The organism is Pseudomonas sp. B21-015, from assembly GCF_024749285.1.
Classification (GTDB): Bacteria; Pseudomonadota; Gammaproteobacteria; order Pseudomonadales; family Pseudomonadaceae; genus Aquipseudomonas.
This window is the reverse complement of sequence record NZ_CP087196.1, coordinates 3,452,010-3,466,059: the sequence shown is the minus strand read 5'-3', so window position 1 is coordinate 3,466,059 and position 14,050 is coordinate 3,452,010. Positions and strand designations below refer to the sequence as shown.

The following is a 14,050-nucleotide window of genomic DNA, read 5'->3' as shown; positions in this document are numbered from 1 at the left end:
AATGCCACCTTTCGTACCCATGCCGACGGTCGGCATGGCTCAAGAACGCGCCATCGGGACGCAGTTTGTTCACTTTTAACGTGTGACGACTTCCGTGAAACTTATCATTGCCGCTATTTATGTTTTATCCATCGCCTATGTCCATCTGCGCGGTCGGGTACGGCATAAGCTGGGTCGCCAACTGAGCGACCACTCGACGTTTCTGGCGCCGATCAATTGCGTTCTATATCTGTTCTCGAAAATTCCCAGCAAACCTTATCTCGATCCGGCGGACTTTCCCGACCTGAGCCCTTTGCAGGCTCATTGGGAAGAAATTCGCGCCGAAGGCCGGAATTTGCTCAAGGCCGGGGAGATCAAGCGTTCGAATCAGTACGACGACGTTGGTTTCAACTCGTTTTTCAAAAGTGGCTGGAAGCGTTTTTATCTGAAGTGGTACGGCGACAGTCACCCGTCGGCCACCAAGCTCTGCCCGCGCACCACTGAACTGGTGCAAAGCATTGGCTCGATCAAGGCGGCGATGTTCGCCGAGTTGCCACCGGGTTCCAAACTGGTCCGGCACCGCGATCCGTATGCCGGTTCGTACCGTTATCACCTGGGGCTGGAAACGCCGAACGATGCCGGTTGCTACATTAACGTCGATGGTGAGAACTACCATTGGCGCGACGGCGAAGCGGTGATGTTCGATGAGACGTTCATTCATTACGCTGAAAACACCACCGGGCAGAACCGCATCATCCTGTTCTGCGATGTCGAACGGCCGATGAAGTATCGCTGGGCGACGGCGTTCAACCGTTGGTTCAGCCGTACGGTGATGGAAGCCGCGGGCGCGCCGAACGATGCGGACGACAAGACCGGTGCCATCAACCGCTTGTTCACCAGAATCTACAAGGTTCGCCTGCGGGGCAAAGCGCTCAAGAAGCGTAACCGTACCCGTTACTACCTTGAGAAGTGGGCGATTTTTGGTGGGGTGCTGGCGATTTTTATTCTGATCTGAGTTTTGTGTTGCGGCGCATAACGCCATCGCGAAGAGGCCAGTATTCTCACCGCATAACAATGGATACTTCAGTGACCGGTCAGCCACGAGAATGCTTCGTGGCTTTTTTGTCTGTGGTCGTTTTGGCTTTACTGGCCGTTTTACCGGTGCCCTTACCGCCAAGGCTGCGTTTGAGCAGTTCAGTCAGATCTATAACATCCGCCGTTTTACGCGCCTCTTCACCCGTCGCCGTTTCAACATCTTCGATCTGGCCTTCATTCGCCTTCTTCTCGACCAGCGCCATGATCTTGTCTTCGAAGCTGTCGCGGTACTCCTCAGGCGTCCAGTCGGCGCTCATGTCCTCCACCAGCCGTTTGGCCATCTCCAGTTCACCTTTGGCCAGATCCGGCCTGGTCACGTCACTGCCCAGTTCCAGTTGAGCCAGGCTGCGAACCTCGGCGGGCCAGCGCAGCAACACCAGGACCATGGCCGATTCCAATGGCATCAGCGCCGCCAAGTGCTGGCGGGTATGCAACACAACGCGGGCCAGGGCGACCTTGTCGGTTTGGCTGAGGGTCTCGCGCAACAGCGCATAGACCTTGCCGCCGCGTTTATCTGGCGTCAGATAGTAGGGCGTGTCGATGTTCTGCAGGGGGATCTGTTCGCTGTCGACAAAGGCAAAAATGTCGATGGTCTGGGTCGACAGTGGATGGGCCGAGCGAATCTCCTCTTCGCTGAGCACCACGTAGCGGCCCTTTTCGTACTCGACCCCTTTGACGATGTGCGCTTGGGTGACGTCCTTGCCGGTGACTTTGTTGATGCGCTTGTAGCCCACTGGCTCCATGCTGCGGCTGTCGAGCCAGTTGAAATCGATCCCGTGGGAAGACGTTGCCGGGACCAGCGCCACGGGGATGTGCACCAGGCCGAAACTGATCGCGCCTTTCCAGATTGCCCGTGCCATCGCCGTGCTCTCGTCAGTGGATTGATGTTCAGGTGACCTGTGGCCAAGGGCAAAAGTTTCAGTCGGTTGCGGCCCGGTGCTGCGGGCGGATCGGCGGTGCGGTCAACTCGTGTTACATCTTCTGAAAGAGGTTTTGGTTAACAAATCCGAACCCCAGGCGTAGCGTGGCGCTATTCATCCATGAAGCGTCGCGCGCTCATTTTGAGAGGTCTCCATGAACCGATGTGTGTTCGGTGTCATTGCGCTGGCATTGAGTGGCGTGCTGAGTCATTTGGCGCTGGCAAACACCGCAGCGCCGTCCTCGCCGTTGCTGCTGGCCCAGAACCTGCCGGGCGGCGCCAACAACAATCCTTACAACAGCCCGATCCGCCGGGCCAATCCCAACAGCATGCAAGGCACGCAACCCGGCATCCCGGTGATCCGCGGGCCGAACACGGCGCCTGTGCCACGGCCGCCAACCCTCGATAACGGCGGTATCGGCAATCGCTATCCGCAGGGTCGACCGGCGCCGGCCAGCCCACCGAAATTCATTCCCAACCCGCCTCATCGGGACGCAGACACCAGCAACCGTTGAACGGCAGGGCAGAGGTCTTGCCCGCCATTTTGACGACAAAAGGAATCGTGCATGTTGCGTAAAACCCTCTTGGCCACCTTCTGTACCAGCGTGTTGTTTACAGCCATGGCGCCCGTTTACGGGGCGCCGCCCCTGGTTTTGAAAAGCGAGCAGGGCACCCTTGAGGTCACGCCGATCGTTGAGGGGCTGGAACACCCCTGGGCCCTGGCGTTTCTGCCCGACCGCCAAGGGATGCTGGTGACCGAACGGCCCGGCAACCTGCGGGTGGTCGGCGCCGACGGCAAACTCTCGGCCCCGCTCAGCGGCGTGCCTCAGGTCTGGGCCAAGGGGCAGGGCGGTTTGCTCGATGTGGTGTTGTCGCCCGACTTCAAGCAAGACCGCATGGTCTATCTGTCTTACGCCGAAGGGGGCGGTGAGGGCGACAAGGCCGGCACGGCGGTCGGTCGCGGACGGTTGTCGGAAGACCTGACGGCCATCAAGGATTTCAACGTGATCTTCCGTCAGGCGCCAAAACTCTCGGTCGGTAATCACTTCGGCTCGCGGCTGGTGTTCGACCGCGACGGTTATCTGTTCATCACCCTGGGCGAGAATAACGACCGGCCCACGGCGCAGGACCTCGACAAACTGCAAGGCAAGGTCGTGCGGCTCTATCCGGACGGCAAGGTGCCGAAGGACAACCCCTTCGTCGGGCAAAAAGGCGTGCGCCCGGAAATCTGGTCCTACGGCCATCGCAACCCGCAAGGCGCGGCGCTCAACCCCTGGAGCGGCACACTCTGGGAAAACGAGCACGGCCCCCGGGGCGGCGACGAAATCAACATTATCGAACGAGGCAAGAACTACGGCTGGCCGATAGCAACCCATGGCATCAACTATTCCGGCCTGCCGATCCCGGAGGCCAAGGGCGAGACCTACGAAGGCACCGTGGGCCCACACCATGTCTGGGCAAAATCCCCTGGCCTCAGCGGCATGGCCTTCTACGACAGCAATCGCTTCAAGGCCTGGCAGCACAACGTGTTTATCGGTGCACTGGTGAACCAGGAACTGATCCGCCTGCAGTTCGACGGCGACAAAATTGTTCACGAAGAGCGGTTGCTCGGTGAGCTCAACAAACGGATTCGCGATGTGCGGCAGGGGCCGGATGGGTATCTGTATGTATTGACCGATGAAGATGACGGGGGGCTGTACAAGGTTGGCCTGAAGTAAAACGCATAACCTGTGGGGAGGGAGCTTGCTCCCGCTGGGGTGCGAAGCGCCCCCCATGCAATCGACTGCTTCGCACTCGAACGGGAGCAAGCTCCCTCGCCACAGGTTTACTCACGCCGGTAGAGAATCACCGCAGCCCGCAGCTTGCCTCGTCCGAAACTGCACATTTTGTCGAATTCCCCATGGCTGACCGGCAAGTGTTGGCAGTCCATCGGCTGACGATGCTGGCTGTGATCCACATCCGGATCGTGCAGGTAGACGAACTCTTCATCGCAATCGGTGACGATCACCCAGTGCGGCGCCTTGGAGCGGGTCAGGCGATAGCTGCTGATCAATACCAGCGGCTGTCCGCCATCGTGCAATAACCGTGGCAGATCCAGTGGTCCGCCGATCACTCGTTCGACGTCAGTGGCTTGCAACTGCGTCGTGAACTCCTCGTGTACCAAGCGCATTACGTCTTTTTTATGCTCATCGCGCACTCCGTCAAGAAACAACGGCCCGGCCATGCTCAGTTGCAGACGCACCCGAAATCCTCGTCGCCATGCCGCCAACGCCAGGCCTTGGGGGCTGCAACCACCGTGGCCGGACGTCATGAACACAGTGGTCGCTTCGCGCCAGATTTGCAGTTCTTCGCCACGCTCCAGCGCTCGATCGTCTTGCAGCGCGCCCATGGCCATCAGCAGGCAGGCCGGGCCACAGGTGAACTCGGTGGTCTGCGGGTAATAAGGCACCTTGATGTTGCGCGAATCGCGGTGCTGGAGGATACGTTTTTCCAGCCGCAGCGCGTCGGCATGGTCTTGGTAATAGTCATGGATCAATGCGAAACGCCGGTAACCGTTGCGCTCATACAGCGCAATCGCCGTCGGGTTGTCGATGCGCACTTCAAGTCGCAAGTAGGCGCAGTCATGCTCAAGGGCGCAGGCCTCGACACGTTCGAGCAATTGTTTGCCCAGTCCATTGCCGCGAGCATCAAGGGCAATCGCAATCGAGTACAGGCGCGCCAGTGACGTGCCCCGGTGAAACAGCACCACCGCATAACCCAGCAATAGCCCCCCACATTGGGCCACCAGCAGTTGCCCATGAGCCCGTGTGATCATCCATTGAAAGCTGCGACTGTTGAGCCGATCCGTGGTGAAGCATTGCTGTTCGAGTTCCAGCAGTGCCGGCAAATCTTCAATGACCGCCAGGCGAAAAACAGTATTCATATGACCGCCGTAAAAGTTGCGTAACGAAACGGGACTTTAGAAAAAGTTCGTGCTTAATAGGAAAGGTCTTGTTCTCCAACGGATCAATCACTATGTCAGCGGTACAAGGTCATTGGCGCGAAGTATCCGAGCAAACTTTGCCGACAGCAATAACTTCTGCAAACTATTTAAATAGCTCGATCAGAACTTCCAGCCAGTTGATGATCATCGTCGAACGCAAGGAAGACTGGGCCTCCTACTTTCCCAGTGAAGACATCGTCACCGCCCAGGAATACCTCGAACAGACCCGCGACAACGAGCAGGGCAAGCGGGTTCAGGTGATCAACCTGTGCCGCAGCTACAAGTACCTCGGGCACGGCTATTACTGCTCGCTGCTGGCCGAAGCTCGGGGGCACAAGGTTATTCCGTCGGTGCGGACCATCAGCGAACTGACCCGAAAATCCCTGTATGGCCTGGCCCTGGATGATCTGGATAAAACCCTGGAAAAGGCCCTCAGTCATCACCTTTACAGCGATACCGAAGGGTTTACCCTGACACTTTACTTCGGCAAAACCGCTATCGAGCCATTACAGGATCTGGCTCGACAGTTGTTTGAGGTTTTTCCTTGTCCGATATTGCTAGTTGAGTTTCGACGAACTAACGGTTGGCACATCGAAGGTGTAAAGTTTGGCGCCTTGCATAAGTTGCGTGACGATCAGGAAGATCAGTTCGCTAATGCGCTCGACAGTTTCAGTCGCAAGATCTGGCGCATGCCGCGCTCCAGGCGATTGGCCCGTTATGACCTGGCCATTCTGCACGATCCGCAAGAAGCATTGCCGCCCTCCAATCCCAAGGCTTTGGACAACTTCGTCAGGGTCGGCAAGACGCTAGGCATCGACGTCGAGCTGATTGAACGCAAGGACTACGCACGAATTGCCGAATACGACGGGCTCCTGATCCGCGAGACAACGAGCGTCGACAATCACACCTACCGCTTCGCCAAAAAAGCCGAGAGCGAGGGTTTGGTGGTGATGGATGACCCGACGTCGATCCTGCGCTGCACCAACAAGGTTTATCTGACTGATTTGCTCAAAAGCCATCAGTTGGGCATGCCCGCCACTGAAATCCTTTACAAGGAACGACCGGAGGATTTCGAGCGGGTAGGCGAGCGTCTGGGGTTTCCACTGGTGCTGAAGATACCCGACGGTTGTTTCTCAAAGGGCGTTATCAAGGTCGAAAGCCAGCAAGCCTTGCTCGAGGCGACTGCCGAACTGTTCGAGCACTCGGTGTTGCTGCTGGCCCAGGAATTCTTCTACACCGAATACGACTGGCGCATTGGCGTGCTCAACCGCAAACCGATCTTTGCCTGCCAGTACTTCATGTCCAAGGGCCATTGGCAGATCTACAACCACAAGGCCAAAGGCCAGGACATCAACGGCGAATGCCGTACCCTGGCGGTTCACGAAGCGCCGCGAGCGGTGGTTGAACTGGCGGTGAAAACCGCGAATCTCATCGGCGACGGCCTCTATGGCGTCGACCTCAAACAGTCCGGCGACAAAGTGGTGGTGATCGAAGTCAACGACAACCCGAACATGGACGCCGGCATCGAAGACGCCTACTTGCAGGACGATTTGTATTCCTTGGTGCTGGAAGAGTTTGTCCGTCGGCTGGAGCTCAAACGCCGCGGCCAGGCCTGGTGAGCGGCCGATGATCAAGAGCTTTGAACTGAGCCACGGCGCGCTGCAAGCGGTCGAACGGCTGGACGCCGAGGTGGTGCTGTTCAGTAACCCCGATGCGGCGGAGCGGGACTTGTTGCACAGCCATTTCAAGCTCGATGAACACGCCCTGGCCTCCGCCCTGGACCCCGATGAGGTGTCGCGCATCGAGTTCCACCCCGACAACCTGTTCCTGATCTGGAAGCGTCCGGAAAACTACTCCGGTGGCGGCAGCCTGGCCTTCGAAGTGTCATCCTGTGGCTTGCTGTTTTCCCCGGGGCGTCTGTTGGTGATCGCCACCGACGACTCGCCGCTCAGCGGCCTCGGCACGCGGCAGTCACTGAAGACGCCACTGGATGTGTTGCTCGACCTGCTGTTCAACAACATTCATCACTATCTGGGCCACCTCAAGGTGATCAAGATGGTTGCCCGGGAGTTACAGCAAAAATTCAATGCTTCGATGCAGAACCAGCACCTGATCCAGATGTTCAACCTCAGCGAAAGCCTGATCTATTACATCAACGCCATTCACAGCAACGGCGCGGTCCTGACCCGGCTGCGTAATCATGCGGCGAAGGAACACTTCAGCGCTGAAGCCATTGGTTTGATCGACGACCTGATCATCGAAAACAACCAGTGCTACAAACAGGCGGAAATCTACTCCACGGTGTTCTCCGGGTTGATCGACGCCCGGGGTAACTTGATGAACAACAGCATGAACAACCTGCTGCGCAAACTGACCCTGATCAACGTGGTGTTTTTGCCGTTGAACCTGATTGCGAGTATTGGCGGCATGTCCGAATTCAGCATGATGACCGCCGGCACGCCGTGGTGGGTTTCCTATCCGTTGTTTCTGACGGCGATGATGCTCGGGGCGGGGGTGATGGTGATTGGCCTCAAGCGCCTGGCGAGGTGATGGTGGCTATCCCAAAATCACCATCGTGTCCGGATCAGATCTGAGTCTCAGCAACAGGGCTTCTTCGAAAATTGGCCATTGACTTGCCATCAGCGTCCGGCTAATTTCCAGCCATGACTTCCACCGTATTGCGCTGCCAGCCAAGCATTATTACCGCCATTCCTTATTTGGCGGGCTAGCTCACGACTGCAGCACCCAACCCGCCCTAGAGGCGGGTTTTTACTTTCTGTCTCTGGGGCTCCGATCAAAGTCAGGAGACGACCATGAGCAGCACCCCCGCCCAGCAGCGCTTGCTAGAGCACTACGTGAAAAAAATCCTCGCCGCGCCGGTGTACGAACTCGCCGTGCGCACGCCGTGCGCACGCCGTTGCAAGCGGCACCGGCCTTGTCCGAGGCGTTGGGTAATCAGATCCTGCTCAAGCGCGAAGACTTGCAGCCGACGTTTTCCTTCAAGATCCGTGGCGCCTACAACAAGCTGGTGCACCTGAGCGATGAACAGAAGGCCCGTGGCGTGATCACCGCATCGGCGGGCAATCATGCCCAAGGCGTAGCGTTGGCGGCCCGCGAGTTAGGGATTGCCGCAACCATTGTCATGCCCTGCACAACGCCGGAATTGAAGGTGCTGGGTGTCCGCAGTCGGGGAGCCGATGCGGTGTTGCATGGCGAGAGTTTTCCGTTTGCCCTGGAATATGCGCTGGACCTGGCACGGACAACCGGCCGCACCTTTGTCTCGCCCTTCGACGACCCGGACGTGATCGCGGGGCAGGGCACCGTCGCCATGGAAATCCTGCGCCAGCACCAAGGGCCGCTGGACGCGATCTTCATTCCGGTGGGCGGGGGCGGCTTGATCGCCGGTATCGCCGCGTACATCAAATACCTGCGCCCTGAAGTGCGCATCATCGGCGTCGAGTCGGAACATTCCGCCTGTTTGCAGGCGGCCTTACAGGCCGGCGAGCGAGTTGTGCTGCCAACCGTCGGCACCTTCGCCGATGGCGTGGCCGTCGCTCAGATCGGCGCCCATGGTTTCGAGGTCTGCCAGTTTTGCGTCGATGAAGTGCTGACCGTCAGCAATGACGAACTCTGCGCCGCGATCAAGAACATCTACGACGATACGCGCTCGATCACCGAACCTTCCGGCGCCTTGGCCGTGGCCGGGATCAAGCAGTACGTGGCACGCACCGGCGCACGGGGGCAGACCCTGGTGGCCATCGACTCCGGCGCGAATATCAATTTCGACAGCTTGCGGCATGTGGCCGAGCGTGCCGCGTTGAACGGCGCCCTGGCGTGAGGAGGCCCAGGCGCCAGGGGCAGGCTGGCAGCGGACGCAAAAAAAGGCTCACTTCGACGTCCTTGGGTACGTAGAGCAACTATCAGCCCGACGGTCGTGTTATGGGGCAAAGCACCCATTATGGGGCCTTGCGTGTGTGTGGAGTCAGCGGATACTGGATGAGTGGACCGCATGCTTACCGCCGTCCTCAGTCAATACAGACCCGACATCGGGGTGTATGCAAAATGCAGGTTTGGAAAAAGTCCTTTCTTGCATTTTGCACGAGTCGCTTTATAGCCATCCTCGCCAATCCTTGATTCGCCGACGAGGTGCAGAGCGAAATTCTGGGCATGTTTTATGCTGAAGCTGTCTTGAGCTGACCGCCATGCTTATTGAGTCAGCGCTGAAACAAGAAAACGGTCGGACGTTGGAACGATGAGACCCGCACGGAACAAAAAAGAACGGGCGATCTGAGCTCCGACCGACATTGATTTTTGATTGGCAATCTCACATTACCGAGAGGGTGGCCATGTTTCTTTCTGCCTTGGAACTACGCAATATCGTTGAAAGCAGTTTTCTTCCGAAACGCTGCCAATGCACGCTGTCGCCGGACCTGTCGATGACCGTCAAAGTGTTTTCGGACGGCGAGACTGACCATCTCGACCTGTGCGTCACCGGCATAGACGCCCATCGCCTCAACGGGTGTCGGGAAATCAATAATCTGATCGCCGAGTTACGCACCGACCTTGAGCACAATACGCACAGCCAGCTGTTGCACCCAACGTCAAAAGCCCATTAACCGGCCGTTTCACCCAGTTCGACCGACACGCGCCGGGTCTGGATAAACCCCAGGCCCAGCGCCAACTCCACCAGGATCGCCAGCAAAATACCCGGCCCGGCATGACCATTGAGCCATTCGCCGAAGCCCAGCGCTGCCAAACCGAAACAACCCACCATAAAGCCGCTGCACATGGCGCTTCTCGCCGCCGAGGGCGGTGTCTGCCGCACGAGATAAAACATCACCCCCAACGCGGCGAACAGCACCGCACTGCGCCGGGCCACAAAACCTGCCGCGGACGAGTACTCGATACTCCAGATCGCCAGCAACCCTTGCGGCATCAAACCCCAGACCAGCGCCAGCAGAAAGCAAAGCGTGGCGGTGAACGTCGACAGCGTGCGAAACGAGAACTGCATGGCGAATCCTTGCGGCAGTGAGAGAACGCCAGAGCATAGCGTCAGATTCCTCGCAGGCCTACCACCCAGTGCCGAATCAGAACCCTCTGTCAGTTCTGATAACTGCACGCGTCAGACATTCTTCGATAGGTGATTTCCGCAGGCTTGCCCGAGGTGCTATCGACGTACTTCATGTCAGCCGTGATCACTTTGCAGTCCAGCGTCGACGGTTCGGTCATGGAAATGACCTTGCCCACATGCAACGGCATACCGTAGCGATAGGGCACGGCCTGGGACGACGATGTATCGTTGGCCTGAGCGAAACCGGCGAACGCGGTGCAGGCGAGGGCGGTGGTGATCAGTAGTGTTCGAGTGTTCATGATGAGTCTCCAGTGCAGAGGAAGTCAGCTCGACGGAAGAGCGTCGAAACTGCCGCACTGGGCGTCAGAAGCAACTGAGGGCGTGCGGTCCAGTAAAGCTTTGGACCGTGGGGTTAATCGAAGGTTAAGTAGCGGGCTAATGGGTGTTGCTATTTGAGGCGCACAACCTTGAATCCACGTCGATCTGGAGGCGTCTCTAAACCAGCGGGTCCTTCCAGCTGACCCTTTCCAGCGACATAGTCATAGACCAGAAACTTCGCCGACACTTCATACCCAATATTAGGAATGACCAGCCGGATCTGCTCTCGTCCAAGATACAGCCAGCGCGGCAGCGCCTTCTCGGCAAAATCGATTCGCTCGACCGTGTGGCTGACTGGATTCTTGCGCAGAACCACGCCTTTCATATACGGCGAGCCGTATTCGAGGGCGAAAATCAAACTGGAGGCAGCACACTTTGCCAGGACAATCCGGCCGATGAAGTCGGATTGGGGCATGTCGGTAAAAGCGATTTGGGTTTTTCCGTCGAGTTCTATGAACAAACGTTGTCCTTCCACATCCGATTCAGCCAGCAGCGAGACGTGTGTGCTGTCGGCTAAAGGGCAGGTGAGGATGGTCTGGAGCGGTTGCGCGCAGGCCGGTGCGGCTAGCAGTGCCGCGATGATGTACTTCCATGGTGTTGGCATTCGGGGTGAATCCCTTCGGTTGTCGGGTCCTACATTACTGCCCGTGAGTCGTAATAAATCCTGAGAAAGTTTCGTCCCGTTCCTACAGGCTCGGGCGTGTTGTCGTCTTTCGCCGGCTGGTTTCCAGCGGTTACTGTTTGGCATCGCTGCAAAATCAGCGATCAGGTTGGGCCACCTGACTAACACTGCACATATCTGTGCCATCATTCGCTCTGCGGACCTCTACGTCTCGTAGTGCGTTGCAATGGTGGCTGTGTGCAGGACGCTTTCGAGCGAGCCGTTGGGGTGTTAGCGGTTGACCAGGCCTGTGCACAGCCGGCTCCACGTTTGTTCACGGTGCTGGCGATTAATTACTATGCCAACGATAAATCCATTTCCCGATCGCTATCGCTCAATCAAAAGCAGCGTTACCGATTCAAGCCCCATGGTCATCGACACCCAGGCCAATCCCCAAGACATTCACGAAGCCGCTCTACAGCGGATTCGTGCTTCCAGTAATTTGCTGGAAACGCTTCATTGCCAGTGTTTCAAGAACGGTGATGTGCAGGACATTCCGCACATTACCCATGCGCTGTATCTGTTGACGCAGGACGGTTGCGATCTGTTGCAGGTTGCGCAGCAGCAGATGTTGTGCTGGAAAGCGCCTGCTTGACGCCTATTGGAACATGCCTGCTTCCTGTGGGGCAGGCTTTGAAGCTAAATGCCCGAGGGCGATGCATTCGAGGCTTTTTGGTGTCGGGCATATTCAACGAGATCTTTGGGATAAACCCTGTGATCGATTTTGCTGTCGTCGATGTCATATAGAAATGCGATAGCTCCTGCTTCTACCGCCCAGTAACCGACGTAGTTCCCATCCTCTCCCTGTAAGTGAGTGTCATGCCAAGGCGCCTGTTTGAATGCGGAATACCATTGCGTGCAGTATTTTTTAAGATAATGGGCAGCGTCCTCTCTACTGTCTGCATAAATGGCCCGAATCAAAGGTGAGTAGACCGCGTGAAACCATTGGTCCACATCGTGTCTGTTCGGCAACACCTTGATCAGCAGATCTTCATAGAGCGTATCGTCGCCAGCATAGCCTGCACGGTCTATCAGCAATACAAAGCGTTGAAGTAAATCAATGCGATGCAGCAGAACGCAGAAGCCTATGACTTGTACGCATTCTTCAAATTCGTGGGGCCAATCGCTTATCGCGAGCGGCGATATGTCAGGACTGCGCTGGTACTCCGCCAGCCTGGCTTGTTTGGTTTCGTATTTTTCTATGAGATCTTCAAGCAAAGGAATGAGAGAGACGATTTCCTCACCTGCCGTGTAAGCGGCTAAAAGCCTGTCCAGTGCCAACTGCTTGAAATGCATTGAGCGAAGTGTCGCCTCTTCTTCGGGTGAGTCAGACTGAAAGGTGTTTGTCTTGAAAAACTCAATCACATCGTCATGTTCTTTCAAAAACTTGTTGTACTGATATTCACTAAAGAATTTTTGTCGTTTGTTCATGGCGGCAACTTTTAAAAGGCAGAGATTTATTTGCTGGCCCAACGTTCAAGACCTGCCAACCGTCAAATGACCCGAATCGGGTACCCGGCTTAAAAACAGCTTCAAGCCTTTCTGATACTGGTCCGCGTCCATGACATCGCTGTGTTTGGGGATGTGATAAAACTTGCCCTTACGATCCAGTTCGGCAGAAGCCACGGAGTAGAAGTCAGGCGTCTCCTTGAGGCGCACGATCTTTCCCCAGGCCAACTCGCCTTTGGCGGCTCTGCCTTTGGTATTGATCAGGCTGAAGCCCTCATCGTCGAACAGCAGCCGATAAGCACCTTCAGCGGCCCTGAGGTTATTGCGCAATTTGATTTCGATGAGGTGCCGGTTCGTGATGCGAAAAGTCGTGCGTGGCTTGGCATGACTGGCGGCGAGACGTGCTTGCAGGCGGCGTAGCAGTCGACCGGAGAAGAACCACCAGACCACCATAAAGATCACTCCGTACAGCACCATCGAAATAATCTTCTGGGGGGTGAGCGGACGCTCGGGGAAATAGATCGCCAGCATGCCGCCGGCCAGGCACAGGACAAACAGCAGGGGCGCGAGCAAACGATCCTGCAAGCGTGCGACATAGCTCAATAGTCGGGCCTGCTGTTGATCATGCTTGAGCATTTCGCGCTCCAGCAGCTCGCCGATCCTGATCTCGGTGTGCTCGGGAGTAATGGTGAATTGCAATTCCATGGCGTTGAATCCGAAATCCGTTTCTTGAAGAGGGTAGAGTTTACGTGTTTGCGCGGCTCCTGGCATATTCAACCAGGTCTTTGGGGTAAACCATGTGATCGATTTTGCTGTCGTCGATGTCGTATAAAAACGCTATTGCACCCGCTTCTATAGCCCAATACCCAACATAGCTGCCACCTTCTCCCTGTAAATGGGTGTCATGCCATGGTGCCTGTGTAAATGCGTCGTACCATTCGCTGCAATATGTTTCAAGATAACCGGTGGCATCTTCTTTCGTCTTTGCATAGATGGCCTGCACTAACGGCGAATAGACGTCGTGATACCATTGATCTATATCATGTCGATCAGGTAGTACCTTGCAAAGTAAATCCTCATATAACGTGTCATCGGCTGCATAGCCGGCATTGTCTATGAGTTTTACAAATCGACCAAGAAGGTCTTTTCGATGTAGCAGGATGCATAATCCTATGACTTGTACGCATTCTTCATACTGATCCGACCACTTATCTATTGCGAGTGGAGATATTTTGGGCGCCTGTTCATAGATGGCCAATTTGTTTTGCCATGTTTCGTATTTTTCTATTAGATCCTCAAGCAGCGGAATCCTTACCCCAGCCAGGTCTTTCAGGCCAGCCTTTGGGGTCACCAGAGTTGTTGGGAGGTGTTTGTATCGCAGAGACGCCGCTCATGGCTCGTCGATAGACTTGGCCTTTAATATCTATGACGTCAGCTGTTTCGATCCAGACTTCTATGTAATTGGGTGCCGAGAAACCCGGGCGCCATGCGTCATACGGCAAAGAGCGGCTATCA

14 protein-coding genes and 2 pseudogenes are annotated in these 14,050 nt (G+C 56.4%); 8 read left to right on the top strand and 8 right to left on the bottom strand.

Annotated features, from left to right (window positions below; translation table 11 throughout):
* The first annotated feature begins 94 nt into the window (after nt 1-94).
* A complete protein-coding gene (gene lpxO, locus LOY38_RS15360; RefSeq protein WP_258695951.1) occupies nt 95-994 on the top strand; it encodes a lipid A hydroxylase LpxO in 900 nt (299 codons plus the stop codon).
* A gap of 79 nt (nt 995-1,073) precedes the next feature.
* Here lpxO and LOY38_RS15355 read toward each other — a convergent pair whose 3' ends face one another.
* Nucleotides 1,074-1,934: a Ku protein gene (locus LOY38_RS15355; RefSeq protein WP_258695950.1), complete on the bottom strand. Its 861-nt coding sequence runs from the start codon at nt 1,932-1,934 to the stop codon at nt 1,074-1,076.
* A 214-nt stretch (nt 1,935-2,148) separates the two neighbouring features.
* On the opposite strand from LOY38_RS15355, the gene LOY38_RS15350 reads away from it, so the two are divergent.
* Together LOY38_RS15350 and LOY38_RS15345 are read left to right on the top strand one after the other, a co-directional pair.
* Nucleotides 2,149-2,508: a hypothetical protein gene (locus LOY38_RS15350; protein WP_258695949.1), complete on the top strand. Its 360-nt coding sequence runs from the start codon at nt 2,149-2,151 to the stop codon at nt 2,506-2,508.
* A gap of 51 nt (nt 2,509-2,559) precedes the next feature.
* Entirely contained in the window at nt 2,560-3,711 is a 1,152-nt protein-coding gene (locus LOY38_RS15345) for a PQQ-dependent sugar dehydrogenase (protein ID WP_258695948.1), read from the top strand.
* A 107-nt stretch (nt 3,712-3,818) separates the two neighbouring features.
* Here the strand turns inward: LOY38_RS15345 and LOY38_RS15340 are convergent, their stop codons facing one another.
* A complete protein-coding gene (locus tag LOY38_RS15340; RefSeq protein ID WP_258695947.1) occupies nt 3,819-4,916 on the bottom strand; it encodes a peptidase C39 family protein in 1,098 nt (365 codons plus the stop codon).
* 200 nt (nt 4,917-5,116) lie between these two features.
* Here LOY38_RS15340 and LOY38_RS15335 point away from each other — a divergent pair, with 200 nt between their 5' ends.
* The 4 genes and pseudogenes from LOY38_RS15335 to LOY38_RS15320 all read left to right on the top strand — a co-directional run bounded on the left by LOY38_RS15335 (nt 5,117) and on the right by LOY38_RS15320 (nt 9,592).
* Nucleotides 5,117-6,595 (top strand): RimK family protein, encoded by a 1,479-nt coding sequence (locus LOY38_RS15335; RefSeq protein ID WP_258695946.1) that lies wholly within the window; start codon nt 5,117-5,119, stop codon nt 6,593-6,595.
* A gap of 7 nt (nt 6,596-6,602) precedes the next feature.
* Nucleotides 6,603-7,526: a magnesium transporter CorA family protein gene (locus LOY38_RS15330; RefSeq protein ID WP_258695945.1), complete on the top strand. Its 924-nt coding sequence runs from the start codon at nt 6,603-6,605 to the stop codon at nt 7,524-7,526.
* A gap of 263 nt (nt 7,527-7,789) precedes the next feature.
* Nucleotides 7,790-8,796: pseudogene (gene ilvA, locus LOY38_RS15325) on the top strand (threonine ammonia-lyase, biosynthetic); the annotation flags it as partial.
* Between the two features lie 526 nt (nt 8,797-9,322).
* A complete protein-coding gene (locus LOY38_RS15320) occupies nt 9,323-9,592 on the top strand; it encodes a DUF1652 domain-containing protein (protein WP_258695944.1) in 270 nt (89 codons plus the stop codon).
* Here LOY38_RS15320 and LOY38_RS15315 read toward each other — a convergent pair.
* The 3 genes from LOY38_RS15315 to LOY38_RS15305 form a co-directional block, all read right to left on the bottom strand.
* On the bottom strand, nt 9,589-9,987 hold the full coding sequence (locus LOY38_RS15315) for a hypothetical protein (RefSeq protein ID WP_258695943.1): 399 nt from the start codon (nt 9,985-9,987) through the stop codon (nt 9,589-9,591). The genes LOY38_RS15320 and LOY38_RS15315 overlap by 4 nt on opposite strands.
* Before the next feature lie 89 nt (nt 9,988-10,076).
* Nucleotides 10,077-10,346, bottom strand: coding sequence for a DUF2790 domain-containing protein (locus LOY38_RS15310; protein WP_258695942.1), 270 nt, complete (start codon nt 10,344-10,346; stop codon nt 10,077-10,079).
* Nucleotides 10,347-10,495: 149 nt separating this feature from the next.
* Entirely contained in the window at nt 10,496-11,029 is a 534-nt protein-coding gene (locus tag LOY38_RS15305; protein ID WP_258695941.1) for a hypothetical protein, read from the bottom strand.
* Between the two features lie 355 nt (nt 11,030-11,384).
* On the opposite strand from LOY38_RS15305, the gene LOY38_RS15300 reads away from it, so the two are divergent.
* Entirely contained in the window at nt 11,385-11,681 is a 297-nt protein-coding gene (locus LOY38_RS15300; RefSeq protein ID WP_258695940.1) for a hypothetical protein, read from the top strand.
* A 44-nt stretch (nt 11,682-11,725) separates the two neighbouring features.
* On the opposite strand, the gene LOY38_RS15295 is transcribed toward LOY38_RS15300, so the two are convergent.
* The 3 genes and pseudogenes from LOY38_RS15295 to LOY38_RS15285 all read right to left on the bottom strand — a co-directional run.
* Nucleotides 11,726-12,517, bottom strand: coding sequence for a PoNi-like cognate immunity protein (locus LOY38_RS15295; protein ID WP_258695939.1), 792 nt, complete (start codon nt 12,515-12,517; stop codon nt 11,726-11,728).
* Between the two features lie 45 nt (nt 12,518-12,562).
* The gene (locus LOY38_RS15290; RefSeq protein WP_258695938.1) at nt 12,563-13,306 is read right to left on the bottom strand and encodes a YcxB family protein; all 744 of its coding nucleotides are present in this window, start codon (nt 13,304-13,306) and stop codon (nt 12,563-12,565) included.
* Nucleotides 13,281-13,844, bottom strand: a pseudogene (locus LOY38_RS15285) (PoNe immunity protein domain-containing protein); the annotation flags it as partial. The gene LOY38_RS15290 and the pseudogene LOY38_RS15285, both read right to left, overlap by 26 nt.
* Between the last annotated feature and the right edge of the window lie 206 nt (nt 13,845-14,050).

Bases quoted from the DNA above. Each gene is read 5' to 3' on its own strand.
- LOY38_RS15355 (WP_258695950.1), bottom strand. From the start codon at position 1,934: ATGGCACGGGCAATCTGGAAAGGCGCGATCAGTTTCGGCCTGGTGCAC.
- LOY38_RS15350 (WP_258695949.1), top strand. From the start codon at position 2,149: ATGAACCGATGTGTGTTCGGTGTCATTGCGCTGGCATTGAGTGGCGTG.
- LOY38_RS15345 (WP_258695948.1), top strand. From the start codon at position 2,560: ATGTTGCGTAAAACCCTCTTGGCCACCTTCTGTACCAGCGTGTTGTTT.
- LOY38_RS15340 (WP_258695947.1), bottom strand. From the start codon at position 4,916: ATGAATACTGTTTTTCGCCTGGCGGTCATTGAAGATTTGCCGGCACTG.
- LOY38_RS15335 (WP_258695946.1), top strand. From the start codon at position 5,117: ATGATCATCGTCGAACGCAAGGAAGACTGGGCCTCCTACTTTCCCAGT.
- LOY38_RS15330 (WP_258695945.1), top strand. From the start codon at position 6,603: ATGATCAAGAGCTTTGAACTGAGCCACGGCGCGCTGCAAGCGGTCGAA.
- LOY38_RS15320 (WP_258695944.1), top strand. From the start codon at position 9,323: ATGTTTCTTTCTGCCTTGGAACTACGCAATATCGTTGAAAGCAGTTTT.
- LOY38_RS15315 (WP_258695943.1), bottom strand. From the start codon at position 9,987: ATGCAGTTCTCGTTTCGCACGCTGTCGACGTTCACCGCCACGCTTTGC.
- LOY38_RS15310 (WP_258695942.1), bottom strand. From the start codon at position 10,346: ATGAACACTCGAACACTACTGATCACCACCGCCCTCGCCTGCACCGCG.
- LOY38_RS15305 (WP_258695941.1), bottom strand. From the start codon at position 11,029: ATGCCAACACCATGGAAGTACATCATCGCGGCACTGCTAGCCGCACCG.
- LOY38_RS15300 (WP_258695940.1), top strand. From the start codon at position 11,385: ATGCCAACGATAAATCCATTTCCCGATCGCTATCGCTCAATCAAAAGC.
- LOY38_RS15295 (WP_258695939.1), bottom strand. From the start codon at position 12,517: ATGAACAAACGACAAAAATTCTTTAGTGAATATCAGTACAACAAGTTT.
- LOY38_RS15290 (WP_258695938.1), bottom strand. From the start codon at position 13,306: ATGCCAGGAGCCGCGCAAACACGTAAACTCTACCCTCTTCAAGAAACG.